Origin of the sequence: Chryseobacterium daecheongense, assembly GCA_027920525.1 — a bacterium.
GTDB classification, from domain to species: Bacteria; Bacteroidota; Bacteroidia; order Flavobacteriales; family Weeksellaceae; genus Chryseobacterium; species Chryseobacterium proteolyticum.
The window spans coordinates 1,872,960-1,897,026 of the sequence record CP115858.1; the positions used below are offsets into that span (position 1 = coordinate 1,872,960).

Below are 24,067 nucleotides of genomic sequence, written 5' to 3' on the forward strand. Positions count from 1 at the left end.
AAAGCAATAGTCCATTGAAATTTAACAACATACAATCCTGCCACCTTGGTCCTGAAATATCACCGGAACAATTTATTCCGGAACATTTCTTTCTGTTTTTGCTCAAAGGATCAATGGTTTCGTATGATGGTTATAAGCATTACACTATGAGACCCGGGGATTACTGCATTGCAAGAAAAAATCATCTGGTCCGTTACACAAAGCACAAGGAAGACGGAGCCTTTGAAAAAGTAATTATAGCCTTTGATGAAGCATTCCTAAAAAAATTTCTGGAACGTCATCCCTACTCTGTAGAACCAACGGAAAACGACGACTCCTTTTTGTTTATAGATGAAGATAAACTGATTAAAAATTTTGTTCAGTCCTTAGAGCCATATTACAACGGAACAGAACAATTAGACAGTATTTTTGTTGATATTAAAAGAGAAGAACTTCTTATGATTCTGTTAAAAAACAATCACGAACTAAAGAATATCTTCTTTAATTTCAGCGCCCCTCATAAAATTGATTTGGAACTATTTATGAATCATAATTTTAAATTCAACATCAGCCTTGAACGCTTTGCATTTATGACAGGAAGGAGTTTGTCAACATTCAAGCGTGAATTTAAAATGATCTTCAACATGACTCCCGGTAAATGGCTAATAAAAAGGCGTTTGCAGGAAGCTTATTTTCTATTGGACAAAGAGCATAAAAAACCGACAGAAATTTATATTGATCTTGGCTTCGAAGATCTCTCCCATTTTTCTTATGTATTTAAAAAGCAATATGGATTTTCTCCCGCATATTTGAATAACAGATCCCACTCCTCATCAATGACCAATCAGTCGCATTAAATTGCCTTGATAATTTTAGTATATTAGTAATCAATAAATTAAAATACTATTACTATGAAAAATTCAAAGAAATTATCAAGAAGAGATCTGGTATTGATCAGCGGCGGTGATACAGCATATGCATTTTGCCTCGATGGCGTTTGTCCTCCGGCGGGTCCTGGTTATGATACTTACTGTAGTGGTGATGTATGTTATAAAACTCCCAAAACAGGTGGGGGCCCAATAGGTGGATGTCATGAACCCAAACGTTTCTGCCAGGAATGGGAAACAGGATGTGGATGCGTCTACTAATGATATGAAAAAAGAGTGGTTACCCACTCTTTTTTATTGAAATCATTTCAACAAAAGAAATGTTTACAATGTAGCTATATAATTTTCGTAGCCACTTTTGCCAAGCACCTCTTTAGGGGTCAGTTTGTATATATCCTTCCACGATTCAGGTCCATGTTTTTCTACATATTTTTCTACAATCCTGAAGCCAAGCCAGTAATTTAAAGTTTTGGGAGCTTGGGGGAAAAGTTTTTTCCGATCATTTCTTAACAATGGATTATCTCCGGAGGTATCCTCAAAATAAGGTTTTACATTGGTGAAGATTTCCTTTTCATGATTTAGATACCATGTCCAGTTTTCCTGGGACATATTTTCTACTGCATTATGCTTCTCCATTTTTCCTTCGAAAAATACCCAGGTAAAATAACAGGCAAAACCTTCATCAATAGTCTGGCTTAATGCTGAATTTTTATCCTTATCCTGATTTCTGAACTTTTCATATACCAAATGATTGAGTTCATGAGGCAACCCTTTCTCGAGTATAAATTCAGGGTCAATATTTTTATTATTGAGTTCAAGAGCAAATTGCCCGGCATTACAACCTCCAAAACCAATTCCTGTTAGTGGGCTGAAAAGTATACTAATAGTTGCTTTAGGCTGGTATGGAACTAGTCTGCCAAATTTCTTCAAATTAGTTGTCAGCACACGGTTGATATTCACCTTTAGCAATTCTTTGGTTTTACGGTCAAACTCAGCTTTATGTTTGAGATAAAGTGTTTTATTCCATTCAACCATTCCTTCCGGAGTATTGTATAAAGAAGCATTTTTTTCACCAAAGATCATAGCATAGCAACTATCCCAAAGCCTTTTATGAGGATGATAAACCTTTTGAACAATCATTTTTTCATCAAAAGAATTATTGTGATGCGCCAGTATCTGATATTTGAAAAGGTTTTTAATGACAATATCATTCACTTTAATACTGTCTGCCACTTTCTCAACATCTTTTTCGAAAGAATTCTCTGGGCTAAGCTTTTGGTTGGTAGAACAAAAATACACTGTAATAACACTGAATATCAATAATGTAGTCCTTTTCATCTCGTGGTTTTAGGTTTATCTTGGTATCTATTTTTTTCTTTAACGCGGTAATCTTGATGCTTTTATTTCACTTATCTGAACTTTAGGTCATATTTACTCTGATCAAGAAACAGAAGTGGATTTTCCATTTCGATCATTTCTTTTAAAGCGGATTTTTTATCTGTGGCATTTTCATAATAGGCTTCGGCCAGATTGTAGCCCATTCTGTAACCAAGATCTCCCGGCCGGTCCTTGCTGACAGAAGCATTAAAAAGCCAGTTACTAAAATCTTTTGTGCATAACTCATTTTTGAGCTCATTCCAAAGTCTTTTCTCATTTTCTTTACCATACATAAATGCTCTGCTGTTATAGTTCTTTTTTTCCAACAATACTTTCTCCGAAATATATGATGCCACGCCTTCTTTTATGATATTTTCCAGAAGAATGCATTCACATGCATTTTTATCAGTTTTTCTCTGTTGGGTATGGATGTATTCATGAACCGCTGTTTCTTTAATAAAATCAACCACATCCGATTCATTATTCCGGGATAAAATATCCGCTTTTAGGTTTTCATTCGTTATTTCAGATATATCACAATCCTTATTTCCAGCAAGCATTTCTACGCCTATCAATATATAATTACCCGAAATTGTTCCTCCTGTTGACATAGGGCCAATAACAAAACAGATTTTAGCAGGTTTTGCTTCCGGATACCATTTTTTGAATTCAGTGATCACTGATCCTATATTTTCCATCTGCATGGCTATCATGGTATTGTTTCTGACACTAGTATAGAATTTACTGTATTTTTTTATCCGTTCAACAAAAAACTCTGCAGAAAAGTACCTTACTTTCTCAAATTCCCTAAGCCCATCTGTTGCGCGGTCCAGATATATTTTTTGGATAACATCTATGCTATCCTGTTTACTTTTTGCCAGCTTCAACTGATCATATGCTTCCCAAAAATGCATGACATCTACAGTCATGATATCTTTAGCATTTTCTTTCTTCAGACCAAGAGCTACCTTCTCCCGGTTTTTCAATTCATTTTTGGTCAGTTTTTTTGAAGTAATTCCAATCACCCCATTTGGTTTTTTCTCTTTTTCAACAGAACGAATAATCAGCTTGTAATAATCATCTTTTTCGGGTGAAAACTCCATTTTATCATAACCATTGTTACCGTCTGCAAGATCTACAGAAGCAACTTTTTTCCCTGATGAATCCATAAGTATAACTTCAACATCTATATTATTTTGATAAACTGTAAAGAGATAAATATCTCCTTTTTTCAAATTCAAATGATAATGAGCATCAGAAGATCCATCAAATGACAGATTTGGATATGATTTCCCGAGTTCTATTTTTTGTCCGTGCGAAAATGCATATACGATGAATAAGAGAAAAAATAATTTTTGCTTCATATTGAATTAAGGTGTCTATCATAATAGACAGTTCAAAAATAAATTTTATTACAAGTGAAATAAGTATTTACAATATTTTTTAATAATATTTTAATTATAGGTTCAGAAATATAGAATATAATTTTTCACTACTTTCAATTTTACATAAAGAAAATTTGCTTCTTTTATTTTTATAAACACACCCACTTTTTCGGCTACAGAAAAGTAGATTCAGTCTTTTAGCTGAAATCTATTTATTATTCAGATTTGTTTATTTTAAGAGAGAGGTTTTATTAAATTTGCGATCTTAAAAAACTACGATCTGATTTAAAATGAGCGTCAATAAAAATGTCTTAGAAAAAATGTCAAGCCAGGAGCTTGAAAAATATATAAAACCAGATACTAAGGTTGTGCCTCAAGCTATTCTATATGCATTTGATATATTGGAATCCAGAGGGAAAGAATTCAGTCCTGAAGAAATTGAACGAAAGAATTCTTTGATCACAACAGAAAAAGCAGAGGTCATTCCCCACTCTAACCATATGAAAGCAGCTAACTTAATTTATCTTTCAGCTGCGTTAGGTGTCGGTAATATGATCTGGACCTATGAATCTCTTAGTTCAGGTTCTGCAATATTTACAGCTGTAGTAACAATTGCAATCATTTTTGGAATTGGATATTTAGCAGGAAAAGGTACAGAATGGATAAAATATGTCCTTTTGGTTCTTTTAATTTTAGGAATTCTTGCAATCCCAATTGTAATAATGAATTTTTTAGCAGATCCTGTTCTTGGAATTATAAATGTTGCTCAAACTATTCTGCAAATATGGGCTGTTGTTTTGTTATTTAAGGTACCGAAAACCGTAGAAATATAATCCTATAAGATTTGGCTGGATTATTTTAAAAGTACAGAGACCTATCTTCTATCTCTTAAGATAAAAGAGGTGTAATAAATACCTGGTATAAAATGTTATATTCGTATAAAATTGAATACATGAAATTTATTTTCTTTACTCTGCTATTATTCATTAATACTATATCAGCTCAATCCAAATCTGAGGATTTTTTTCAGACAAGTGATCATGTACAGATCCATTACAAAGTTTCAGGAAAAGGAGAAGCCTGTATTTATATTCCAGGTGGTCCCGGGCAAGGATATCCTTCCTTTGAATTGATGGGCGGAAATCAGCTTGAGAAAAATCTTACTATGGTCTATATGGATCAGAGAGGATCTGGAACATCCGGGAAGTCGGATGATTATCATTTGAATAAAATGGTACAGGATATTGAAGAATTAAGACAGCATCTAAAATTAAACAAGGTCTTCTTAATGGCTCATTCTTTTGGAGGAATTATTGCCGTAAGCTATGCTAAAAAATATCCTCAAAACGTAAAAGGCATTATTTTAGCCAATGTGACTTTACATTTCTTAAATAATGAATCTGTTAAAGAACAGATTGAATATGCCAATGAGCTTCTTCATTTGAAAAACCAAAAGATTGCAAAAGACAGTCTTTCTTCTGAACTTTCCAAATTAAGCAAGGCTTTAAGATCCAAAAGAATGGGATTCAGATTCCTTACGGATGATATTGAAACGATCAAAGAAATGGATAAGGTTGATTCATTACATCCAAGAATCATTGACTTTGGGATGGCAGTGATTACAAAGCCTAAAGAATTTCCCGAATACTATGCAGATTATGCCCCGATTACAAAAGACATCAAAGTTCCAACATTGATCATTACTGGGAAAAAGGATAAGGCTGTAGGTACAAAACACTATCAATCCTTTAAGTTCCCTGATAAAGAAATTGTTTCCATTGATGGCGGACACCTGCTGTATTATGAAAAAAATCCTGAATTCATTAAGGCCGTCTGGAATTTTGTAGGAAGGAAAAAATAATAAATCTGCAAATTGTCAATAAAAATAATTCAAACATAGCTGCTATTGGTATTGTATTAGCTGCCTTAATCATACACCATAAATATTAAGCTATGAAAGCATTAAAAAAAATTGACGAAAACACCAATGTTATTACATGGTTTGAAATTCCGGTCATCAATACGGAAAGGGCGAAAACATTTTATGAAACAATTTTAGATATTAAAATGATCACACGCTCTATTCCGGAAACTCAGGAAGAACTTACCTTCTTCCCTTATAACCCTGATGTTGTGCAGGCTACCTCGGGTAGAATTACAGGAGTTTTATCAAAATCAGAAAACAATCAGCCTTCGGACAAAGGAACATTAGTCTACATCAATGCTTATCCGGAAATCCAGGTGGTCTTGGACAAAGTAGAATCGGCTGGTGGCAGGATCGTAAGTCCGGCGATGAAAATGAATGCAGGCTATATTGCTGTAATTAGAGATACGGAAGGCAACCGAATTGGCCTTCACGCTGAAAAATAAGAGATTACCTAAAAACGCACAAATTGTGCGTTTTTTATTTCTCCCTATCCCATAATACTCATAGCAATGTAACATTTGTTCATTTTCAGTGACTTACTGATTATAACCAACAAATAACTATACTATGAAAACAAGGTTTCTTTCCTGCACAGTTCTCATGATGATATTAGGCAATTCCCTATTTTGTGCACAAGATAAAGTTCAGACTCCTGAAAAGAATGAAGTGATCAATAACTTAATCAAAAATGAAAAAGAAGCAATGATCTGGTATGCCTTAAAGGATGGGGCTAAAATTGAAATTGCTAAGATAAACACAGAAATTACCCGTAGCAATACCACAGTGGATGTAAAAACTACCGTAAAAATGGCTGGTAAGCCAGATTGGGTTGATGAAACCATTGCAGAGCTTCCTCAATTAAAACCAATAAAACATACTTCTTTCAACACACAAAGGGACATGGCTTTACATTTTGGGAAAACAGTAACCGGATATTATACAGACAAAGCAAGCAATACCAAAACCGAAATTAACGAAAAGGGAGAGGGAGGATTTTTCGATAGTAACATCTATCCTCAGATCATCCGGTGGTTACCGCTTAAAGATCATTATAAGACTGATATTGCCATTTTTGACTACAATCCGAAATCAAGCAAGAGGTTAATGAAGGCCCATATTGCAGATACACAAAAAGGAACTTTTCTCAATAAAGAGGTCTGGATGGTGAGTGTGACAGATGATATTTCTGACAATGCTGTAAAAATGACTTTTTATATTGACACAAAATCCAACCAGGTTTTGAAACAGGAAATTGATGCGGGTGGAAGAAAGATGTTGATCGAAAGAATTGATTAAAAAGACTACATAAAAAACGCGCCCAAAAGGCGCGTTTTTTATATATAAAGTTTAATGTAATTAAAACTTCAGATCTCCGTTCACTTCTCTTACCGCTTTAGCAGCCTCAGCAAACTTCAATTGCTCTTCTACAGTAAGTGTTACGTTTACGATCTTTTCAACACCATTTTTACCGATAATAGCAGGAACACCTAAGCAGATATCAGTTTGGTTGTATTCCCCTTCAAGCATCAAAGAACAAGGGATCATTTTTTTCTGGTCACATGCAATTGCCTGAACCATTACAGAAACAGCCGCACCTGGAGCATACCAAGCTGAAGTTCCTAATAATTTAGTTAATGTAGCTCCACCAACTTTCGTTTCTTCAATTACATATTTTTGTTGATCAGCATCAAGGAATTCAGTTACAGGAACTCCGTTTCTTGTCGCTTTGCTAAATAATGGAAGCATTCCTGTATCACTGTGAGCAGCGATTACCATTCCGTCTACATCAGAAATAGGGCTTTCCAATGCTTCAGCCAATCTGTATTTAAATCTGGCAGAATCCAGTGCACCCCCCATTCCGATGATCTTATGTTTTGGAAGACCGGAAGTTTTGTGTACTAAATATGCCATTGTATCCATAGGGTTAGAAACTACAATGATAATTACATCAGGAGAATGCTTTACCAGGTTAGCAGTAACGTCTTTTACGATTCCTGCATTAATTCCGATCAATTCTTCTCTTGTCATTCCAGGTTTTCTTGGAATCCCTGAAGTGATTACTGCTACATGAGATCCTGCAGTTTTGCTGTAGTCTCCTGTTGTTCCCGTAATTTTGGTATCAAAACCGTTAAGCGACGCTGTCTGCATCAAATCCATTGCTTTACCTTCAGCAAAACCTTCTTTAATGTCTACTAAAACTACCTCTGAACAGAAGTTTTTCATAGCGATGTATTCTGCACAGCTTGCTCCTACAGCGCCTGCACCTACTACAGTTACTTTCATAATGTATACTTTTTAAAATTATTTATTTTTAGTTCAGTCTAAAAATTTGACTCCCAAATTTAACAATTCCTGAAAAATTGAGCAATCTTTCAGGAAGTTAATTATCTGCAAAGGATATATTTGGATTTCAGACCGGAAATTAATTTACGTTCAGTAAAAAAGTGTATAATTTTTTGGCTCCCGATAATACCTCGTTGTAGTTCTCTTCAGAAACTTCAGTATCCAGAACCTCTTTAAAGTTTTTCCACATGGGTCCCGTGTTCTCCTGATAACAACCGAAGAAATTGAAAGTTACCTCATCAAAACCCTCCGTTTTAGAAAGTTGTTTCGCAATAACATTTCCTCCTAATGTAGAACCTTCAATTACATACATCATTCCCAATGCCTCATGCTCATTATTTACCTCAAGCCTTTGGGATGTCTTTTGGTTTTCCAAAGCAAGACTTTCCAGATCTTTTTCGATAAGGGGAAGTTTTACTCTCTGTTCCAATTGAAGTTTATCCCCAAACTTGTCATGAAGGCTGTTGAAAATTTTATCTTCAGAATGCAAAAGCATCAGGTAATTCGTATGAATGATTTTTTTATAATCTTCTAAAGTAAAGGTCTTATTAAAAATCTTTTCAGAGTTAAAAAGTTTCTCAGCAGCATCGTGATATTCAGCTGTATTTTGTTTAAGATATTCAGATACCATAATATGGATTTAAAAGTTCCTCAAATTTAGGGCTTTTTAAACGTTAAAATGAAAGAAGTACCCTCTTTATCACTTTTATAATCCACATTCCCTCCTATTCTCTTCATAATCCTATGAACAATAGACAGCCCGATGCCATTCCCTTTAAACTTCTTGGCATTATCCATCCTGTTGAAAATCTTAAACATTTTATGCTTTTCCTCTTCAGGAATTCCGATTCCATTGTCTGAAATTTTATAAACAACCGTTTCTCCCACTTCCTGCCCTTCGATTTTTACTGTCGGTTGCTCCTGATGAGAGGAATATTTTACGGCATTATTAATGATATTTAAAAATACCTGGTGCAACATGGTTTTATCTGCCAGGACCTCGGGAGCTTCCTTGATGATAATCTCTGTTTTCGGGCTATCAAAAGTGATTCTGGCATTTTCAGAAATTTTTTCGATTGTCTGATGAGGCTGCAGGCTTTCCAGTTCAATTTCACTGTGCTTTGCACGACTCAGTTGAAGGACATCATGCATCATCTCTGCCATATTATCAATTTCTTCGATAATAGACTTTAGCTTGTTTTTTTCCTTTTCGGACTTGTCAAAATTAGAAAGAAGCATCTGGGCATTAAGCTTCATTACGGTAAGTGGTGTTCCCAGGTCATGAGAGATGGTATAAGAAAAACTGTCCAGCTCTTCATTTACCTTTTTAAGCTGGTCATTCAGCTGTTTTATGGTGTTATATTGCTTGTGGGATGTTTCTAAAATTACATCACGGACCACCTGTACTCCGCTTATGTTTCTGGAACTCCATCGTTTGGAATTACCTTTAATGTTTTCCTTAAATACTTCAAAAGATTTTCTTGGAGAAACGATCTGCTTTTCCTCCCCGTTTTGAACGAAAACATCAACCTTCTTTTCAGGATTTCCGGCCCAATCTATATGTTCGTCAAATTCCCGGCGGAACCAGATCAACATTTCATTCTTAACCCGGTCTATGAAGTATATGATAATCCCTGCACTATCTTTGTCGAGTTCCAGATCATTACCGTACTCTTTCAGGAAACTGCGGTTAATGTAAATACTTTCATCTGTGTTTTCGTAAGCCCAGTTTACTATTTTCTGAATAACTGCGTGGGCTGGAGTAATTCCTGTTTTTACAATATTGTCATCCGAAATAATTGCCAGACCATCTGCTTCCGCAATATTCATAATTTCTTTCCTGTTCTGAACCAGAGAGTCGAATAAAGAATTTTGTTTCAGAAACTCTGTTTTCAGAAATGCAGATTTTTCATTCAGATCCAGGCGATACTTCAGTTCTCTTTTGGTTTTAAAAGACGAATAGGCATTAGATGCCAATGCTGTAAAAATCCCTGCCTGAACGCGGTCTTCCAGATCTATATGTTTAGGTTCGGTATTCTGACAGGTTACCAATCCCCATAGCTTATCATCGATAATGATGGAAACACTAAAACTTGAAGAAGCTCCGGAGTTTTTGATATACTGCCCATGAATAGGCGACATTCCACGTGACGCAGCGAATGTAAGATCTATATTTTGTTGTATTTTGCTTAAAATAGGAACAGTTTCAGAATATACATTACTGAAAATCCTCTTTCTTTTTTTAAGATACAGTTCCCTGGCCTGTCTTGGGATATCCGTTTCAGGATAATGCAATCCGAGATAACTATGTGTACCGTTACTTCTTTTTTCAGCAATCACCTTTCCCGAACCATCGGTCATAAACTTATACACCATCATTCTGTCATAATTCACAATTTTAGAAAGTGTGTTTAAGAGCTGATCCCAGATTTCCTGAGCATTGTCTATAATATAAAAGTTATCGTACTTATTGGATATCCGCTTATTGGGATTTTCAATAACCTTCTCAAACTCTAAAAAGATGCGGCCGCTATTTCGGAAAACAGAAAAATGATATTCCGTTCCGTGGATGAATATTTTATCGAAATAAGTCTCATTTTCTCGTCTTGTAAACGTATTCAGTGAATTATAAATCTCTGATTCTATAATACTTTGGAAGCTTTCCGGAAAATCACTGATCTTTTTATCGAAAAGGATGTTTACATCTTCGATAGCAAATATATCCCTTATATTTTCACTGAAAAAAGTAATGAAGTGAGATTCTGCATCAATGCCAATCAGGTATCCAAAACTTTGTACATACCCCGGAATATGGATGGGTTCTTCGTGACATTCTACAAAATTCATAGTATTCTAAAATCAATCAAATATAACGATTTTTTTGATGAAATATTACTTTGTGGTATCTAAACCTTTTATAAATTCAACTATTTAAATAACAGCACATTAGAATACAATCCATTGTTATTAATATAATAAATTTTGTTAAGAAAATCACAATTTTTTTCATAAAATTAAAGGAAAATGATTATTAACATCAAACTAATATTAAATTAAAATAATTCTAATAATTAAGTAAAATTCACTAGTTTTATATCACCAAAACATGAAAACATAAATAAATAATCAAATATTTTTAAAAGAAATATATTATTTATTTACCTAACACTCAAATACATCAGTATGAAAAAATTATTTATAATCCCTCTTATTTCCTTTTTTCTACCTGGACTCATTAATTATTCCGAAGCTTGTACAAGAGTCGTTTATAAAGGTCCTGATAACACAGTTATCACTGCCCGGTCTATGGACTGGCGTGATGAAATTGCAGTAAATTTATGGGTGCTCCCGCGAGGAATACAACGTGACGGCGAAGTTGGTGCAAAATCCGTTAAATGGACCTCTAAATATGGCAGCCTTATCAGCACAGCATGGGATATTGCAACCGCTGACGGAATGAACGAAAAAGGACTTGTTGCCAATGTACTATGGCTGGGTGAAAGCCAATATCCGAAATTTAATCCCAAGGGACGCGAGAAAGGCATTTCCATTTCGATGTGGGCTCAATATTTCCTCGATAATTTTGAAAATGTAAAAGAGGCTGTCGATTATATGAAAAAAGAACCGTTCGTTGTTGTAAGTGATTATATCCCGGGAACTGAACGATTTACTACTCTTCATTTATCTTTATCAGATGCTTCCGGGGATAATGCTGTTTTAGAATACATCGACGGAAAACTGGTTATCCATCACGATCCGTCTTACACTGTAATGACAAACTCCCCTGTTTTTGATCAGCAACTCGCTTTAAATAATTACTGGAAAGGAATCCCGGGCACTATTATGCTTCCCGGAACCAATCGTGCAGCAGACCGTTTTGTAAGAGCTTCTTATTATATCGATGCGATTCCTAAAACTTCTGATACCCGCTCTGCGGTAGCAAGTGTTTTCAGTGTGATCAGAAATTGTTCGGTACCATACGGTATAAGTTCAGAAACAGAACCTAATATCTCTTCAACAAGATGGCGTTCTGTCTCCGACCATAAAAATCTGGTTTACTACTTCGAAACCGTATTCACTCCCAATACCTTTTGGGTAGATCTTAAAGAATTTGATTTCAGCCCCAAAGGAAAAATATTAAAATTAAACCTTGATAATTTTAAAACCTACAACGGAAAAACCAATAAAGACTTTGTAGAAAGCAAGCCTTTTAAATTCCTGGGACTGTAGATCCTTTTCAATCTTTAAACTCAATATAAAGCACTATGACCTTTTTTTCACTAAAAAAAAGAATGCAATTACTTTGCCTGATTGTCTTCTCGATATCAGTAAGCGGGCAGGTGAAAGACTCTGCACAGACCCAACCGGAAGAAGATAATGTAAAATATCCTCAGCTACAGATTAAAGGACTTTTTCAGGCGAGATATCTTGTTGGTATGACCAAAGATGTCGATGTAAACGGACTTCATCATGAAGACGGATCCGGAACTGATAATAATTTCATGCTCAAATACATGAGGGTACAGGTAAGAGCACAGATCAGCAAACGCACTGAAGTGGTCGTATTGGCTAATCTGGCAGATTTCAAAAATGATCCTAAAAGCAGGGTTCTTGAAAATGCTTATTTGAAATACACTTTCAATCCTAAACTTGCCATCACTGTCGGGCAATTCCGTCCGTGGTTCGGGATTGAAGAAACCTACCCTATAGACATCATCAAGTCTTTGGACTGGTCCAATCAGTATACCGAATTCGGAAAATTGGGATGGACAAGTTTCCAGATAGGGATGTCTGCTACCGGGCAGCTTGAGCTGGGAGAAATACCTTTCCAATATGCGGTTTCTGTAGTTAATGGTAATGGAAAGAATCAGGTTAATGATAACGACAACGGAAAACAATATTCAACCCGCCTGGTATTCGGGCTTTTAAAAAAATACAATTTTAACGTTGGTTTAAATGGAGGCATAGGTGAAGTCTTTGGTAAAAAGGTTTACGCCCTTGGAGTTGACCTCAGCTCATTGGTTACTTTTGATCCTAAATGGAGCCTCGATATGCAGTTGGAGGCGAAACAGGCAACAAATCATGTTTTGTATAATTCAATAACACCCGAACAAAGGCCCGACAATCCGGACAATTATCTGATTCGTGGCATTTATTTTTTACCAAACTTAAGATATGAAATCAACCATAGAAACCTCAGCGCCTTCGAATTATCCTGCCGGTATGAATACCTGGACACCAATTTCAGGATGAACTCCAATCCCCGGCAAACGATCACTCCGATGTTTGGTTTAGAGTTTCTTAAAAACTATGGCGCAAGAATTCAATTGGGTGTACAGTTCGACAGATATAAAAAACAGATTGAAAATACCTCACAATACAATAATAATCTATTCATCGTTCAGGTGCAAAGTAGATTTTAATCATTAACACATTACTACTATGAAAGAAATAAATATCAAGAATGTCGCAATAACTTTTGCTGTTGCCCTTATCATCTGGTTTATTCCTGAGCCCGATGGTGTTACCGCAGATGCGTGGCACCTTTTTGCCATTTTCGCGGCAACAATTTTAGGAATCATTCTAAAAGCGGCTCCTATGGGAACCATGTGTATGATGGCTATCGGATTCACTGCACTAACCCAGGTAATTGCACCGGGTGATGCGGGAAAATCAATCACTAAAGCACTCTCCGGCTTTGGAGATAAAGTGATATGGCTGATTGGGATCTCATTTTTTATTGCACGGGGATTTATAAAAACCGGCCTGGGAAATCGTATTGCTTTTTTATTCATAAGGATTTTCGGTAAAAGTTCCCTTGGGCTGGCTTATGGTCTGGGATTAGCGGATGTCTGCCTGGCTCCCGCTATCCCTAGTAATACCGCACGGGGAGGAGGTATCATCTACCCTATTATGAAATCCATGGCTATCAGTTTTGATTCTGTTCCGGAAAAACCGGAAACCCACAGAAAGCTAGGGGCATTCTTAACGCTGAACAGCTATTATATGAACCTGATCGCTTCCTCTATGTTCTTAACAGGAACCGCCAGTAATCCGATGTGTCAGAAATTTGCAGCCAATCTGGGCATCAACATCACTTGGATGTCATGGGCTGCTGCTGGTTTCCTGCCTGGTTTGGTTGCCTTTTTTGTAGTTCCGTTAGTACTCTATAAATTGTATCCACCGGAATTGAAAAAAACAGGTGACGCTCCTAAAATGGCTGCTCAAAAGCTTAAAGACATGGGGCCTATTTCAAGGAACGAATGGCTGATGCTATTGGCATTCTTCATTTTACTGGCACTCTGGATATTTGGCGGAGCACTTTCAATTGATGCTACTACAACCGCTTTTATAGGATTAACCTTACTGCTTCTGACTTCTGTCCTGACATGGGAAGATGTAAAGTCAGAGAAAGGAGCCTGGGATACCATCGTATGGTTTGCCGTACTGGTTATGATGGCAAGCTCACTGAATGAACTCGGCTTTATCGGATGGTTCAGTGACCTGATCAAAGTGAAAATCGGTGGACTGAGCTGGCAGGTGGCCTTTCCAGTAATTATTGTTGTATACTTTTTCAGCCATTATATTTTCGCCAGTGCTACTGCCCATGTCGCTGCCATGTACGCCGCATTGTTAGGTGTAGGTGTTGCCGTGGGGATACCACCAATGTTACTGGCCATGATGCTCGGTTTTCTGGGTTCTATTTATGGGGTACTTACGCATTATGGCCACGGTCCTGCTCCGGTATTTTTCGGAAGCGGCTATGTAGAACTGAAAGCCTGGTGGCTTCGCGGTTTGGAAATAGGAATTGTACTTCTTATTATCTACATGGTAGTAGGTGGCCTATGGATGAAAGTATTGGGATATTATTAAAATAAAAAACAAAAATTATGCTGTCTACCTTGTCAAGAAAAATGCTGATGTGCCTCACAGGATTGTTTCTGAGTTTTTTCTTGCTGATCCATTTCCTGGGAAATCTTCAGCTGTTCCTGCCGCAGGAGCAGGCACATTTGCAATTCAATGCCTACTCTCACTTCCTTTCGGGTAATATTGTAATCAAAATCGTTTCTTATGTCCTGTATGCAAGTATTATTCTTCACGCAGTAGATGGTTTAATCATCACTTTAAAAAACAAAAAATCGGGCGGACGTTATTCTGCCGACAGACGCGGAAGAGCAAGCAAGTGGTATTCCCGGAATATGGGAATATTGGGAACTTTATTACTGATCTTTCTGGTGATCCATTTTCAGAACTTCTGGTATGTATATAAATTCGGTAGTCCGCCATTAGACAATAACGGGAATAAGGATCTTTATATACTGGTGGTGACGGTATTTAAAGAATGGTGGTATGTGATCATTTATGTAATTTCCATGGCTGCCCTATGCTATCATCTTATCCATGGGATCTATAGCGCAGTAAGAACATTGGGACTTTATCATCCGAAGTTTGTAAAATGGTTTAAGACCATAGGAATTGCTTATTCAGTCATAATCAGCATTGGATTTGCGCTCATGCCTGTTTATGTTTTCTTTACCGCTAATTAAAAATAAAACCGATGAAGTTAGATTCTAAAATACCCCAGGGACCATTAGAACAAAAATGGGCTCAATATAAAAAAACGGCAAAACTCGTTAATCCTGCAAACCGTAAAAAGCTGGATGTTATCGTAGTCGGAACAGGGCTGGCAGGAAGTTCCATAGCTGCATCTCTTGGAGAAATGGGCTATAATGTAAAATCATTCTGTTTTCAGGACAGTCCGAGAAGAGCCCACTCCGTAGCAGCTCAGGGAGGAGTAAATGCTGCTAAAAATTATAAAAATGATGGAGACAGTGTTTACAGAATGTTTGTGGATACCCTCAAAGGAGGAGATTTCAGAGCTCGTGAGGCCAATGTATACCGCATGGCTGAATGTTCGTTAAACCTTATTGATCAGGCAGTAGCGCAGGGAGTTCCTTTTGGCAGGGAGTACGGAGGCTACCTCAACAACCGGTCTTTTGGCGGAGTACAGGTAAGCAGAACATTCTATGCCAGAGGTCAAACCGGTCAGCAATTGCTTCTGGGAGCATATCAGGCATTGATGAGGCAGGTTGGTAAAAATACCGTACAATTGTTTTCCAGACATGAAATGCTGGATCTTGTGCTCATTGATGGCAAGGCAAGAGGAGTTATTGTAAGAAATTTGGATACCGGCGAGATTGAACGGCATTCTGCTCATGCTGTTGTATTAGCCACCGGCGGATATGGTAAAATTTATTACCTCTCCACACTGGCCATGGGATGTAATGGCTCAGCAATCTGGAGAGCCCATAAAAAAGGAGCTTTAATGGCTTCACCAAGTTGGATACAGGTTCACCCGACATCATTGCCCCAATCCGGAGATTATCAATCCAAGCTGACCCTGATGTCCGAATCTCTCCGTAATGATGGAAGGATATGGGTTCCTTTAAAAAATAATGAAACCAGATCACCAAATGATATTCCTGAGAATGAACGGGATTATTATCTGGAAAGGCGGTACCCTGCTTTTGGCAATCTGGCACCAAGGGATATTTCCTCCCGGGCTGCTAAAGAAAGAATTGATGCCGGATTCGGTATCGGACCTCTTAAAAATGCAGTATATCTTGATTTTTCCAAAGCAATTAAGGAACAGGGCAAAGAAAAAATTAAGGAAAAATATGGAAACCTGTTCGACATGTATTTAAAAATAACCGGATATGATGCTTATAAAGAACCCATGATGATCTCTCCTTCTGCCCACTTTTCTATGGGCGGATTATGGGTAGATTATGAGCTCATGACAACCATTCCGGGGCTGTTTGCTCTGGGAGAAGCCAATTTTGCAGATCATGGAGCCAACAGACTGGGCGCCAATTCCCTTCTTCAGGCTTCCGTAGATGGCTATTTCATTGCTCCGTATACGATCGCAAATTATCTTTCCAATGAAATCCATACCGGAAAAATATCAACCGATAACCTGGCATTTGAGAATGCAGAAAATGCCGTTAAGCAACAGATTGAACACCTTATCAATATCAAAGGGAACAAAACCGTAGACTACTATCATAAAACCCTGGGCAAACTGCTTTATGATTATTGTGGATTAGCAAGAAATGAAGCAGGCCTGAAATATGCCATTGAAGAAATAAAAAAACTGAAAGCAGAATTTTATCAAAACGTAAGAGTTTCCGGTGATGAAAACCACATGAATACAGAATTGGAAAAAGCCGGACGTGTTGCAGATTATTTTGAAATCGGTGAACTGATGTGCTACGATGCCATCACCCGAAACGAATCTTGTGGAGCCCATTTCCGCGAAGAATATCAGACTCCCGATGGAGAAGCCCTCAGAAATGATTCTGAATTTCAGTTTATTTCTGCCTGGGCATGGAAAGGTGAAAATCAGGAACCTGAATTAATTAAAGAACCGCTTGTATTTGAAGAAATACAGCCCACTGTAAGAAGTTATAAATAAAAAAAAGAAATTATGGATTTACATCTTAAAATATGGAGACAGAAAGACAGAAGCACGGAAGGAAAGCTCGTAAATTATGATTTAAAAGATCTCAATTCCCACATGTCTTTTCTCGAAATGCTCGATACACTTAATGAAAAGCTGATCATAGAAGGAGAAGAACCGGTAGAATTCGATCATGACTGTCGTGAAGGTATTTGCGGACAATGTGGAATCATGATCAATGGCCTGGCACACGGTCCCTTAGAAAACACGACCACATGCCAGCTCCACCTGCGTTCTTTTAAAGACGGAGAAACTATTGTTATAGAACCTTTCCGGGCGGAAGCATTTCCGGTAAAAAGAGATTTAAAAGTTGACCGCTCGGCTTTTGACAGAATTATTTCTTCGGGAGGTTTTGTTTCCGTGAATACGGGACAGGCTCCGGATGCCACGGCCATTGCAGTTACTCACCAGATTGCCGAAGAAGCTTTTGATTCCGCGGCCTGTATCGGATGCGGAGCTTGTGTAGCCACTTGTAAAAATGCGAGTGCAGCATTGTTTACCTCTGCAAAAATAAGCCATATGGCACTTCTTCCCCAGGGAAAAGAAGAAAGGAGCGAACGGGTGATTAAAATGGTTCAGCAGATGGATAAAGAATTATTCGGTCATTGCTCCAACACAGAAGCTTGTGAAGTGGAATGCCCTCAGGGAATATCAGTCCTTAATATCGCGCGTATGAACTATGAATACAGCAGGGCTTTATTTTTCAGAAAAAAGTAAATAAAAAAAGCAAAAGGACAAAAAGGTGAATTTTCTTTTTCGTTATTCTACCCTTTTGCCCTTTTACATCTTATGTTTTAACTTCCTTAGACTTCCTTATCAAAGTACAGCATATAATACTTTCCTTTTTCATCCTGTCCCTGTTCCAGCATCTTCCGGTCACCATGAATGTAGATATGAAAATTTTTATCTAATTTGATAATGCTTTTAAAATGTCGTTGTGTCTTTTTTACAGCCGCTTCACTGATCGGAAATTCTTCAGCAATATTGATCTGCATATCCTGTTCATAATCTGTTTTAAAGTTAACAAAACTCTCAATCACGTGTTCATCACCAAGTACCTCACTTGCAAAATCATCAAGCTTAAACTCTTCTTTTTCTTTAAAGAAATTGATGGATTTATTCAGAAAGTCAGCCTGATCCGCTTTAGAAACCTCAAATTCCTGAGGAAGCTGCTTGGTAATATAGTCCTTGTACACCATTAAAGCTTCCTGGGTATGGAAATACTCATCATCACGCTGCTTTACTTTAAGAAAATCCTCAAACCAGTAATACATATCACCGTTCTTGTTATTATCCACTACAGATAAAACATATCCGCTTTCTTTGTTATTATTATAGATCAAAGCTGCCTTATCAATTTTTGACAAGCCAATACCCTGATCTTTTTCAAGTCCAAAAGTTTCTTCCTGAGGAAATATTTTTAAGAAAGATTCTCTTTTTTCAGTCTTAAAAATACCTATTTTATCCACTTTCTCATCGCCTTCCCTTTCATCTTCAAAGAAAACAATAAACAATTCTCCTCCCTGCACTCTCGGATTTTCAGCAGCTTCAAAAAGGTGTTTGGCAATATTCTCCGATTCCCATAGAAATTTGGCCTTATCCTCAAAAATTTCTGTTACAGAACTGTAAACAGGATTATTGACAAGATAAGTATCACTGTAAAACTGGTACGTTTCTTCTGTTTTAAAAGAACCTAGAAAGTAATCTTCCAGCATTTCTGCCATCCCTTCTTCCAACTGCAGCTCTTCCTGGGAAAGTGTTAAAGACTCACCATTGATCTTATTTCCTACTCTGTGTACTATAATTTTTGAAAACATTTTTGATTTTTATGGATTGCAAAGATATTAATAATATCAAATACCGGACAGCATTTCATTCTGATAATAACCTTATCATTTTGAATGGTTTTCTGGCTGTATAAACATCAGTAATATAAGTTCAATAAATTGATATACAGTATATTAAAATAAAAACACTTTCAAAGGAACACATTTGGCATCACCATTCTCAAAACATAAAAAAATGGACTTAAAGACCTTAAACAGAATAGACCGGCTGCGAAGATTAAAAAGCAGAGGACCGAAAACCCCGAAATGGATGAAGCCTTATCACTTGCTATTCATAGCATTTCTTGTACTCTTTATTTTCGGAGGATTTATCAGATTTTTAGAACAAAACCATTATTAAATAAATATGAATTACTTACAGGCCGTTCAGGAAATTACAGAAGTTATTCCTGATATACAGTACGAGTTGGATGAGCACAAAACACAAAGTTCTTATTATGCCATGAGCACTTTTACAGATCATATCAAGCGAATGATCCGTCAAAATGAAAGGACACTCCTTTTTAAAAGTTTAAAAAAGATGAGTAACATCTATAAAAACGGAGATGCTATGCTTAAGAATGCTATAGAATGTACTTTTATTTATTCCCTCGATAATGTCACTATCCTTTGTAATGAAGAATACCGGAAAGCAATCTTTAGCCACATGTCCAGGGATTTGCAAAAAATATATGCCAAGCAGATTTACAATCATGGCATATAATGACAGTATTTATCATCAGAAAAAGAATCCTTTTGTCACTTTAAGGAGATTTTCCGTGGAAAACGGTTGATAAAAACCAGTCACCTTATTTTTTTTATTACATTTTTCAGGTATTTCATTACACAATTATCATCACTATGAAGACAAAAATCAGAAAACAATTCGACTGGAAACAGTGGAAAGAAGCGAATTCCAGACACAATATCGAAATATTGGCAACTCATATTGCTTTAATAATCGGAGTATTTATTGTTGCATCATACTTATAAGTTTGGTATAATTTTGGCGGCAATAAAAGTGTTTGAAAAATAAAATATTATTTATGATGAACGAGCCAATGCAAACTATTAATGAAGAGACAGCTGTAGAGTATTTAAAATTTTTCTATCCCACTCTTAGAAGTGAAATTACTCAATTATCAATGCAAAAAAATTTCGCCGGTATTATTCAATCCACGGTAAATTACTTGAAGAACCTCTTACGGGAATCCAAGATTAATATTATCGGCCATCATATCAAATTGATGGAAGGAATTTACCGTAATGCGGATACTTATGTTAAAGATATTATCGAAAATCTTTTCGTAAGATCATTTGAAAGCTTTAAAAAGCATACTAAGATACAACACTGGAATGCGATCTTTCAATATATGCCGGTTAATTTCCAGGAAATTTACCTGGAACAGCAGAAAAAAGATCAGATATTTTTTGGTAAAAAATAAATAGCAAAATGCCCCGGAATCTTTCAATTCCGGGGCATTTTTATTGGATGATATCAATCTCTTTACTGATCTTTTTTCTTCACGAAAACTTTTTGAATGGTTTCAAGTTCTTGTCTGTTCAATTTTGTAGTTTTTTCAAGTTTCGCTAAAAAAACATCTACTTCCTCCGGAGTTGCTGGGGATCCCAGATTTTCGCCTTTGTCATTAAAAGAATCTGTAAGAACCTCACCTTTAGAATTCAATACCAACCAAAAAGGAAGGCCTGCATTCTCACCCTTATATTGATTCATCATTGCTTCGCCTCCGGGATTTTCAAGAACTTTCTTTTCTCCTCTTTCCTGAACATCCACATAGGCCGTAACATAGTTTTTATCAAACAAAGGCTTTGTTTCCGGAAGATTCATATTCTTTTCCATCAGTTTACACCATTGGCACCATGACGCATGGAATACAAGAAGTACATTTTTATTTTCCTTTTTAGCATCTGTAAGAGCTTTGTTAAGGACTACATCTGCTTTTTCCTGCGCAAATCCCAACTGAAATAAAAGTACAGTAAACACCAGGATTATTTTAGAATATTTCATTTCAATATTTTTTAAGTTAATACAACACGAATTTAGGTAATTTATCAGGAATTTATAAATAATAAAATACAAAATCAAAAAACTGCTGGTTTTCCGTCTGGTATCTATACATATTTACACTATTATTTTAACACTGTTTCATCCACTGAAATACGTCGGAAGACAATCAAAGGTTCTTTTTTCCTTACAATGTCCAATGTGTTCTGAACTAAAAAAGTGAGCAGTATATAAAAGAGAATCAGGATTGAGACAAATGCAATTCCATGCTGTCTGTATCCAAAAATCCCTTTTCCCCATGAAATCAATATCCATTGTATCATATACATGGAGGTGAGGTTTTTACTGCAATATTTTAAAACTTTCATCCATGTATTTTCCTTTGCTTTACTTGTCAGTCTGAAAATAGCCCAAAGAAATATCAGCGTCCATCCTGCAAAATAAATTACACCTCCAGGCCCCATATGATAAAAACCATTGTAGTGATAATTCCCATACATAAAAACCAAAGGAGCACCTAAGGCAATAAATATAAGCCCGACGTAGAGCATATTTTTAAACAATTGCGGCCCGTTATAATTCAGCTGCTGAAACCATTTCCCAAAAAACATCCCGATAATAATAAAAGACATCCATGGAAAAACAGGAAAGTACACATAAGCAGGAAAATTATTATTAAAAAGAAGATCCAGAATATAGTTAACGACAGGAAAATTAATATGAATACCGCTTACTTCTCTTGATACAAGAGCCACCAAAAGACCTATCGCAAGGATACCATATTTATTCTTCACATATTTCCTGATAAATCCTACAAAAAGGAGAGACATTCCTGCCAGTTGCAAGATATCCCCCAGCAGTGCCAGATATAGATATTGCTGCTCTATCGGACCATGCCATCCATATTTTTCGATAAAATGTGCAGGAGCAAAACCTAAAATTACGGGAACAATGAACTTCATAAAATTCATAAAAAAAGCCGCTAATAAAAGTAAACCTCCCCGTTTGATGGCACTTGTTAAACTTTGATGGCTGGAAGTCATGAATGTGATTCCCATACAAATCAGAAAAATAGAAGTCCCTCTTCCTAAAAAGACAATAAAACTTCCAATTGCCGTATCTGATTGTGATTTCACATTGGCAAATATGAGTAAGGTATGAATGATAATCATCCCTATTACACTCATTCCTTTTATCAGGTCCAATGTTAAGATTCTTTTGTTGAGTTGTTCCATAGTTTTGTTTTAATTCAATAGATATAGTTGATAATCAAACTGTTTTAGTTTGTTAAAATTTAATTTTTATTAATTCTAAATAAAAACAAATATACTTATTTAAAATAAATAATCAAGTTCCATGATCAATTTCATCGGTATTTTATCCAATGGTTTATTAATATTATTTCCCGCTTATTTTTTACTTTAACTTTTTTGTAATTTAGATGAATGCATTTCCGGGCTCATGCTGCTTACATTAGAGAATAAACAAAATGATTGATATAAAAAAATACTCAGATCAAAAGGGACACCCTGAACCTAGGCGTGTCATTAGGTATACGCTGTTCTGGTGCAAGAGCGGGCATGCTGAAATTCTGATTGACGAGCATTTTTTTATTCTGGAAGCCAATCAAACCGTAACCATTACTTCAGGACAATTTCATCAGTTAAAATCTGTTGAAGGCGAATTAACGGCTCTTGAATTCACGCTTGATTTTTTCAGTAAAAGCGACAGCGATATAGAGCTCATTTTCCATAACGGGTTGTTCTGCCATTTCGGTATGAATGAAAAGATCACGATACACCGTCCGGACTTCTTTACAGAAACACTTAAACAGATTGAAGATGAAATTAATGAAAAGCCTTATCAATATCTCATTTCTACCCATTCATTGGTTGAATTATTGTTAATAGAAATCAATCGCAGTAAAATTGCAAATGGTGATGATATCTGGAAACCTGATGCTTTATTTTTAAAGTTTCTGGAAAATGTCCGCCATAATTTTTCGCAGAATTATCCGGTATCCTATTTTGCCGATATTCTGGGGACTACAGAAGCAAAGCTCAATGAGGTCTCTAAATTGCACACCAATAAAACAGCACTGAACGTCATCTACAGTCTCATTATTTCTGAATCTAAAAGATTATTGCTCTACGAAAAGCTCACGGTTAAAGAGATCGCTTATCAGTTGGGATTCAATGATCCTTTTTACTTTTCAAACTTCTTTAAAAAGCACACTTCCTTATCTCCCAAGGATTATCAAAAGGCAGTGAAAAACTAAATCTTATATGCTTTTCCCAGGATTGTCTATTCTTTAGCTACGAGTCATTCGCGAAATTTGTACTTATAATTCAACCAATAAAATAATGAGTATGAAAGCGAGACAGGACATAGCTGTTTTCCTATTAAGAATAGCCCTTGCTACCGGATTTTTATCCGCTACTGCCAGCAGACTGGGACTTTGGGGAAACCGGTCTTCGGGATGGATAAATTTTATAAACTATACCGCAGAAACCAATTCATTCTTACCCAGGTCATTAGCACCATTCATTGCAACGGCATCAACTATTATAGAGTTGTCGCTCGGTATTTTATTATTGGTGGGATACCAAATCCATAAAGCAGCTTTATTTGCATCATTCCTCACTTTATTATTTGCTTTGGCAATGTCTTTTTCTTTTGGACTTAAAGAGCCTTTGGATTATTCAGTATTTGCATTCAGTGCCGGAGCATTTTTACTCAGTACTTTTCCACATTATAAATGGAACCTTGAAGATTTTTTGAATCAATAACAATTAAA

The 24,067-nt window shown here is 36.3% G+C and carries 26 protein-coding genes; 18 read left to right on the forward strand and 8 right to left on the reverse strand.

Annotated elements, in window-relative coordinates:
• The first annotated feature begins 14 nt into the window (after window positions 1-14).
• Both PFY10_08185 and PFY10_08190 read left to right on the forward strand, forming a co-directional pair.
• Window positions 15-836: an AraC family transcriptional regulator gene (locus PFY10_08185; protein ID WBV58425.1), complete on the forward strand. Its 822-nt coding sequence runs from the start codon at window positions 15-17 to the stop codon at window positions 834-836.
• A gap of 54 nt (window positions 837-890) precedes the next feature.
• Complete coding sequence (locus tag PFY10_08190) at window positions 891-1,127, forward strand: hypothetical protein (GenBank protein ID WBV58426.1); 237 nt, start codon at window positions 891-893, stop codon at window positions 1,125-1,127.
• Window positions 1,128-1,190: 63 nt separating this feature from the next.
• On the opposite strand, the gene PFY10_08195 is transcribed toward PFY10_08190, so the two are convergent.
• Window positions 1,191-2,204 (reverse strand): DUF2268 domain-containing putative Zn-dependent protease, encoded by a 1,014-nt coding sequence (locus tag PFY10_08195; GenBank protein ID WBV58427.1) that lies wholly within the window; start codon window positions 2,202-2,204, stop codon window positions 1,191-1,193.
• Between the two features lie 71 nt (window positions 2,205-2,275).
• Window positions 2,276-3,607, reverse strand: coding sequence for a DUF2268 domain-containing putative Zn-dependent protease (locus tag PFY10_08200; protein WBV58428.1), 1,332 nt, complete (start codon window positions 3,605-3,607; stop codon window positions 2,276-2,278).
• Window positions 3,608-3,918: 311 nt separating this feature from the next.
• Here PFY10_08200 and PFY10_08205 point away from each other — a divergent pair, with 311 nt between their 5' ends.
• The 4 genes from PFY10_08205 to PFY10_08220 all read left to right on the forward strand — a co-directional run bounded on the left by PFY10_08205 (window position 3,919) and on the right by PFY10_08220 (window position 6,851).
• Window positions 3,919-4,461 (forward strand): hypothetical protein, encoded by a 543-nt coding sequence (locus PFY10_08205; protein ID WBV58429.1) that lies wholly within the window; start codon window positions 3,919-3,921, stop codon window positions 4,459-4,461.
• A gap of 119 nt (window positions 4,462-4,580) precedes the next feature.
• Window positions 4,581-5,489 carry an alpha/beta hydrolase gene (locus PFY10_08210; protein ID WBV58430.1) on the forward strand — a complete coding sequence of 303 codons (909 nt, stop codon included), beginning with the start codon at window positions 4,581-4,583 and terminating at the stop codon, window positions 5,487-5,489.
• A 92-nt stretch (window positions 5,490-5,581) separates the two neighbouring features.
• Window positions 5,582-5,998: a VOC family protein gene (locus PFY10_08215; GenBank protein WBV58431.1), complete on the forward strand. Its 417-nt coding sequence runs from the start codon at window positions 5,582-5,584 to the stop codon at window positions 5,996-5,998.
• 124 nt (window positions 5,999-6,122) lie between these two features.
• The gene (locus PFY10_08220) at window positions 6,123-6,851 is read left to right on the forward strand and encodes a hypothetical protein (GenBank protein ID WBV58432.1); all 729 of its coding nucleotides are present in this window, start codon (window positions 6,123-6,125) and stop codon (window positions 6,849-6,851) included.
• Window positions 6,852-6,911: 60 nt separating this feature from the next.
• Here the strand turns inward: PFY10_08220 and PFY10_08225 are convergent, their stop codons facing one another.
• From PFY10_08225 to PFY10_08235, 3 genes are all read right to left on the reverse strand, one after another.
• Complete coding sequence (locus tag PFY10_08225) at window positions 6,912-7,838, reverse strand: malate dehydrogenase (protein WBV58433.1); 927 nt, start codon at window positions 7,836-7,838, stop codon at window positions 6,912-6,914.
• A 139-nt stretch (window positions 7,839-7,977) separates the two neighbouring features.
• The gene (locus tag PFY10_08230; protein ID WBV58434.1) at window positions 7,978-8,529 is read right to left on the reverse strand and encodes a biliverdin-producing heme oxygenase; all 552 of its coding nucleotides are present in this window, start codon (window positions 8,527-8,529) and stop codon (window positions 7,978-7,980) included.
• 26 nt (window positions 8,530-8,555) lie between these two features.
• Window positions 8,556-10,745, reverse strand: a complete 2,190-nt coding sequence (locus PFY10_08235; protein WBV58435.1) for an ATP-binding protein — start codon at window positions 10,743-10,745, stop codon at window positions 8,556-8,558.
• A 336-nt stretch (window positions 10,746-11,081) separates the two neighbouring features.
• On the opposite strand from PFY10_08235, the gene PFY10_08240 reads away from it, so the two are divergent.
• From PFY10_08240 to PFY10_08265, 6 genes are all read left to right on the forward strand, one after another.
• On the forward strand, window positions 11,082-12,128 hold the full coding sequence (locus tag PFY10_08240; protein WBV58436.1) for a linear amide C-N hydrolase: 1,047 nt from the start codon (window positions 11,082-11,084) through the stop codon (window positions 12,126-12,128).
• Between the two features lie 62 nt (window positions 12,129-12,190).
• Window positions 12,191-13,321 carry a porin gene (locus tag PFY10_08245; GenBank protein WBV58437.1) on the forward strand — a complete coding sequence of 377 codons (1,131 nt, stop codon included), beginning with the start codon at window positions 12,191-12,193 and terminating at the stop codon, window positions 13,319-13,321.
• 19 nt (window positions 13,322-13,340) lie between these two features.
• On the forward strand, window positions 13,341-14,771 hold the full coding sequence (locus tag PFY10_08250; protein ID WBV58438.1) for an anion permease: 1,431 nt from the start codon (window positions 13,341-13,343) through the stop codon (window positions 14,769-14,771).
• Window positions 14,772-14,788: 17 nt separating this feature from the next.
• Window positions 14,789-15,445 carry a succinate dehydrogenase cytochrome b subunit gene (locus PFY10_08255; protein WBV58439.1) on the forward strand — a complete coding sequence of 219 codons (657 nt, stop codon included), beginning with the start codon at window positions 14,789-14,791 and terminating at the stop codon, window positions 15,443-15,445.
• An 11-nt stretch (window positions 15,446-15,456) separates the two neighbouring features.
• Window positions 15,457-17,373 (forward strand): fumarate reductase/succinate dehydrogenase flavoprotein subunit, encoded by a 1,917-nt coding sequence (locus PFY10_08260; GenBank protein WBV58440.1) that lies wholly within the window; start codon window positions 15,457-15,459, stop codon window positions 17,371-17,373.
• A 12-nt stretch (window positions 17,374-17,385) separates the two neighbouring features.
• The gene (locus PFY10_08265) at window positions 17,386-18,135 is read left to right on the forward strand and encodes a succinate dehydrogenase/fumarate reductase iron-sulfur subunit (GenBank protein WBV58441.1); all 750 of its coding nucleotides are present in this window, start codon (window positions 17,386-17,388) and stop codon (window positions 18,133-18,135) included.
• Between the two features lie 86 nt (window positions 18,136-18,221).
• On the opposite strand, the gene PFY10_08270 is transcribed toward PFY10_08265, so the two are convergent.
• Window positions 18,222-19,235, reverse strand: coding sequence for a nucleoid-associated protein (locus PFY10_08270; GenBank protein WBV58442.1), 1,014 nt, complete (start codon window positions 19,233-19,235; stop codon window positions 18,222-18,224).
• Window positions 19,236-19,440: 205 nt separating this feature from the next.
• On the opposite strand from PFY10_08270, the gene PFY10_08275 reads away from it, so the two are divergent.
• The 4 genes from PFY10_08275 to PFY10_08290 all read left to right on the forward strand — a co-directional run bounded on the left by PFY10_08275 (window position 19,441) and on the right by PFY10_08290 (window position 20,689).
• Entirely contained in the window at window positions 19,441-19,605 is a 165-nt protein-coding gene (locus tag PFY10_08275) for a hypothetical protein (GenBank protein ID WBV58443.1), read from the forward strand.
• 6 nt (window positions 19,606-19,611) lie between these two features.
• Window positions 19,612-19,968: a hypothetical protein gene (locus tag PFY10_08280; GenBank protein WBV58444.1), complete on the forward strand. Its 357-nt coding sequence runs from the start codon at window positions 19,612-19,614 to the stop codon at window positions 19,966-19,968.
• A gap of 137 nt (window positions 19,969-20,105) precedes the next feature.
• Window positions 20,106-20,237: a hypothetical protein gene (locus tag PFY10_08285; protein WBV58445.1), complete on the forward strand. Its 132-nt coding sequence runs from the start codon at window positions 20,106-20,108 to the stop codon at window positions 20,235-20,237.
• A 53-nt stretch (window positions 20,238-20,290) separates the two neighbouring features.
• Entirely contained in the window at window positions 20,291-20,689 is a 399-nt protein-coding gene (locus PFY10_08290; protein WBV58446.1) for a hypothetical protein, read from the forward strand.
• Window positions 20,690-20,751: 62 nt separating this feature from the next.
• Here the strand turns inward: PFY10_08290 and PFY10_08295 are convergent, their stop codons facing one another.
• On the reverse strand, window positions 20,752-21,273 hold the full coding sequence (locus PFY10_08295) for a thioredoxin family protein (protein ID WBV58447.1): 522 nt from the start codon (window positions 21,271-21,273) through the stop codon (window positions 20,752-20,754).
• A 122-nt stretch (window positions 21,274-21,395) separates the two neighbouring features.
• A complete protein-coding gene (locus PFY10_08300; GenBank protein ID WBV58448.1) occupies window positions 21,396-22,505 on the reverse strand; it encodes a heparan-alpha-glucosaminide N-acetyltransferase domain-containing protein in 1,110 nt (369 codons plus the stop codon).
• A gap of 254 nt (window positions 22,506-22,759) precedes the next feature.
• Here PFY10_08300 and PFY10_08305 point away from each other — a divergent pair, with 254 nt between their 5' ends.
• Together PFY10_08305 and PFY10_08310 are read left to right on the forward strand one after the other, a co-directional pair.
• Entirely contained in the window at window positions 22,760-23,548 is a 789-nt protein-coding gene (locus tag PFY10_08305; GenBank protein WBV58449.1) for a helix-turn-helix domain-containing protein, read from the forward strand.
• 91 nt (window positions 23,549-23,639) lie between these two features.
• A complete protein-coding gene (locus PFY10_08310; protein ID WBV58450.1) occupies window positions 23,640-24,059 on the forward strand; it encodes a DoxX protein in 420 nt (139 codons plus the stop codon).
• Window positions 24,060-24,067: the final 8 nt, after the last annotated feature.

Excerpts from the sequence above, each read along its gene's own strand:
- PFY10_08190 (WBV58426.1), top strand. The coding sequence starts at position 891 with ATGAAAAATTCAAAGAAATTATCAAGAAGAGATCTGGTATTGATCAGC.
- PFY10_08195 (WBV58427.1), bottom strand. The coding sequence starts at position 2,204 with ATGAAAAGGACTACATTATTGATATTCAGTGTTATTACAGTGTATTTT.
- PFY10_08200 (WBV58428.1), bottom strand. The coding sequence starts at position 3,607 with ATGAAGCAAAAATTATTTTTTCTCTTATTCATCGTATATGCATTTTCG.
- PFY10_08205 (WBV58429.1), top strand. The coding sequence starts at position 3,919 with ATGAGCGTCAATAAAAATGTCTTAGAAAAAATGTCAAGCCAGGAGCTT.
- PFY10_08210 (WBV58430.1), top strand. The coding sequence starts at position 4,581 with ATGAAATTTATTTTCTTTACTCTGCTATTATTCATTAATACTATATCA.
- PFY10_08215 (WBV58431.1), top strand. The coding sequence starts at position 5,582 with ATGAAAGCATTAAAAAAAATTGACGAAAACACCAATGTTATTACATGG.
- PFY10_08220 (WBV58432.1), top strand. The coding sequence starts at position 6,123 with ATGAAAACAAGGTTTCTTTCCTGCACAGTTCTCATGATGATATTAGGC.
- PFY10_08225 (WBV58433.1), bottom strand. The coding sequence starts at position 7,838 with ATGAAAGTAACTGTAGTAGGTGCAGGCGCTGTAGGAGCAAGCTGTGCA.
- PFY10_08230 (WBV58434.1), bottom strand. The coding sequence starts at position 8,529 with ATGGTATCTGAATATCTTAAACAAAATACAGCTGAATATCACGATGCT.
- PFY10_08235 (WBV58435.1), bottom strand. The coding sequence starts at position 10,745 with ATGAATTTTGTAGAATGTCACGAAGAACCCATCCATATTCCGGGGTAT.
- PFY10_08240 (WBV58436.1), top strand. The coding sequence starts at position 11,082 with ATGAAAAAATTATTTATAATCCCTCTTATTTCCTTTTTTCTACCTGGA.
- PFY10_08245 (WBV58437.1), top strand. The coding sequence starts at position 12,191 with ATGCAATTACTTTGCCTGATTGTCTTCTCGATATCAGTAAGCGGGCAG.
- PFY10_08250 (WBV58438.1), top strand. The coding sequence starts at position 13,341 with ATGAAAGAAATAAATATCAAGAATGTCGCAATAACTTTTGCTGTTGCC.
- PFY10_08255 (WBV58439.1), top strand. The coding sequence starts at position 14,789 with ATGCTGTCTACCTTGTCAAGAAAAATGCTGATGTGCCTCACAGGATTG.
- PFY10_08260 (WBV58440.1), top strand. The coding sequence starts at position 15,457 with ATGAAGTTAGATTCTAAAATACCCCAGGGACCATTAGAACAAAAATGG.
- PFY10_08265 (WBV58441.1), top strand. The coding sequence starts at position 17,386 with ATGGATTTACATCTTAAAATATGGAGACAGAAAGACAGAAGCACGGAA.
- PFY10_08270 (WBV58442.1), bottom strand. The coding sequence starts at position 19,235 with ATGTTTTCAAAAATTATAGTACACAGAGTAGGAAATAAGATCAATGGT.
- PFY10_08275 (WBV58443.1), top strand. The coding sequence starts at position 19,441 with ATGGACTTAAAGACCTTAAACAGAATAGACCGGCTGCGAAGATTAAAA.
- PFY10_08280 (WBV58444.1), top strand. The coding sequence starts at position 19,612 with ATGAATTACTTACAGGCCGTTCAGGAAATTACAGAAGTTATTCCTGAT.
- PFY10_08285 (WBV58445.1), top strand. The coding sequence starts at position 20,106 with ATGAAGACAAAAATCAGAAAACAATTCGACTGGAAACAGTGGAAAGAA.
- PFY10_08290 (WBV58446.1), top strand. The coding sequence starts at position 20,291 with ATGATGAACGAGCCAATGCAAACTATTAATGAAGAGACAGCTGTAGAG.
- PFY10_08295 (WBV58447.1), bottom strand. The coding sequence starts at position 21,273 with ATGAAATATTCTAAAATAATCCTGGTGTTTACTGTACTTTTATTTCAG.
- PFY10_08300 (WBV58448.1), bottom strand. The coding sequence starts at position 22,505 with ATGGAACAACTCAACAAAAGAATCTTAACATTGGACCTGATAAAAGGA.
- PFY10_08305 (WBV58449.1), top strand. The coding sequence starts at position 22,760 with ATGATTGATATAAAAAAATACTCAGATCAAAAGGGACACCCTGAACCT.
- PFY10_08310 (WBV58450.1), top strand. The coding sequence starts at position 23,640 with ATGAAAGCGAGACAGGACATAGCTGTTTTCCTATTAAGAATAGCCCTT.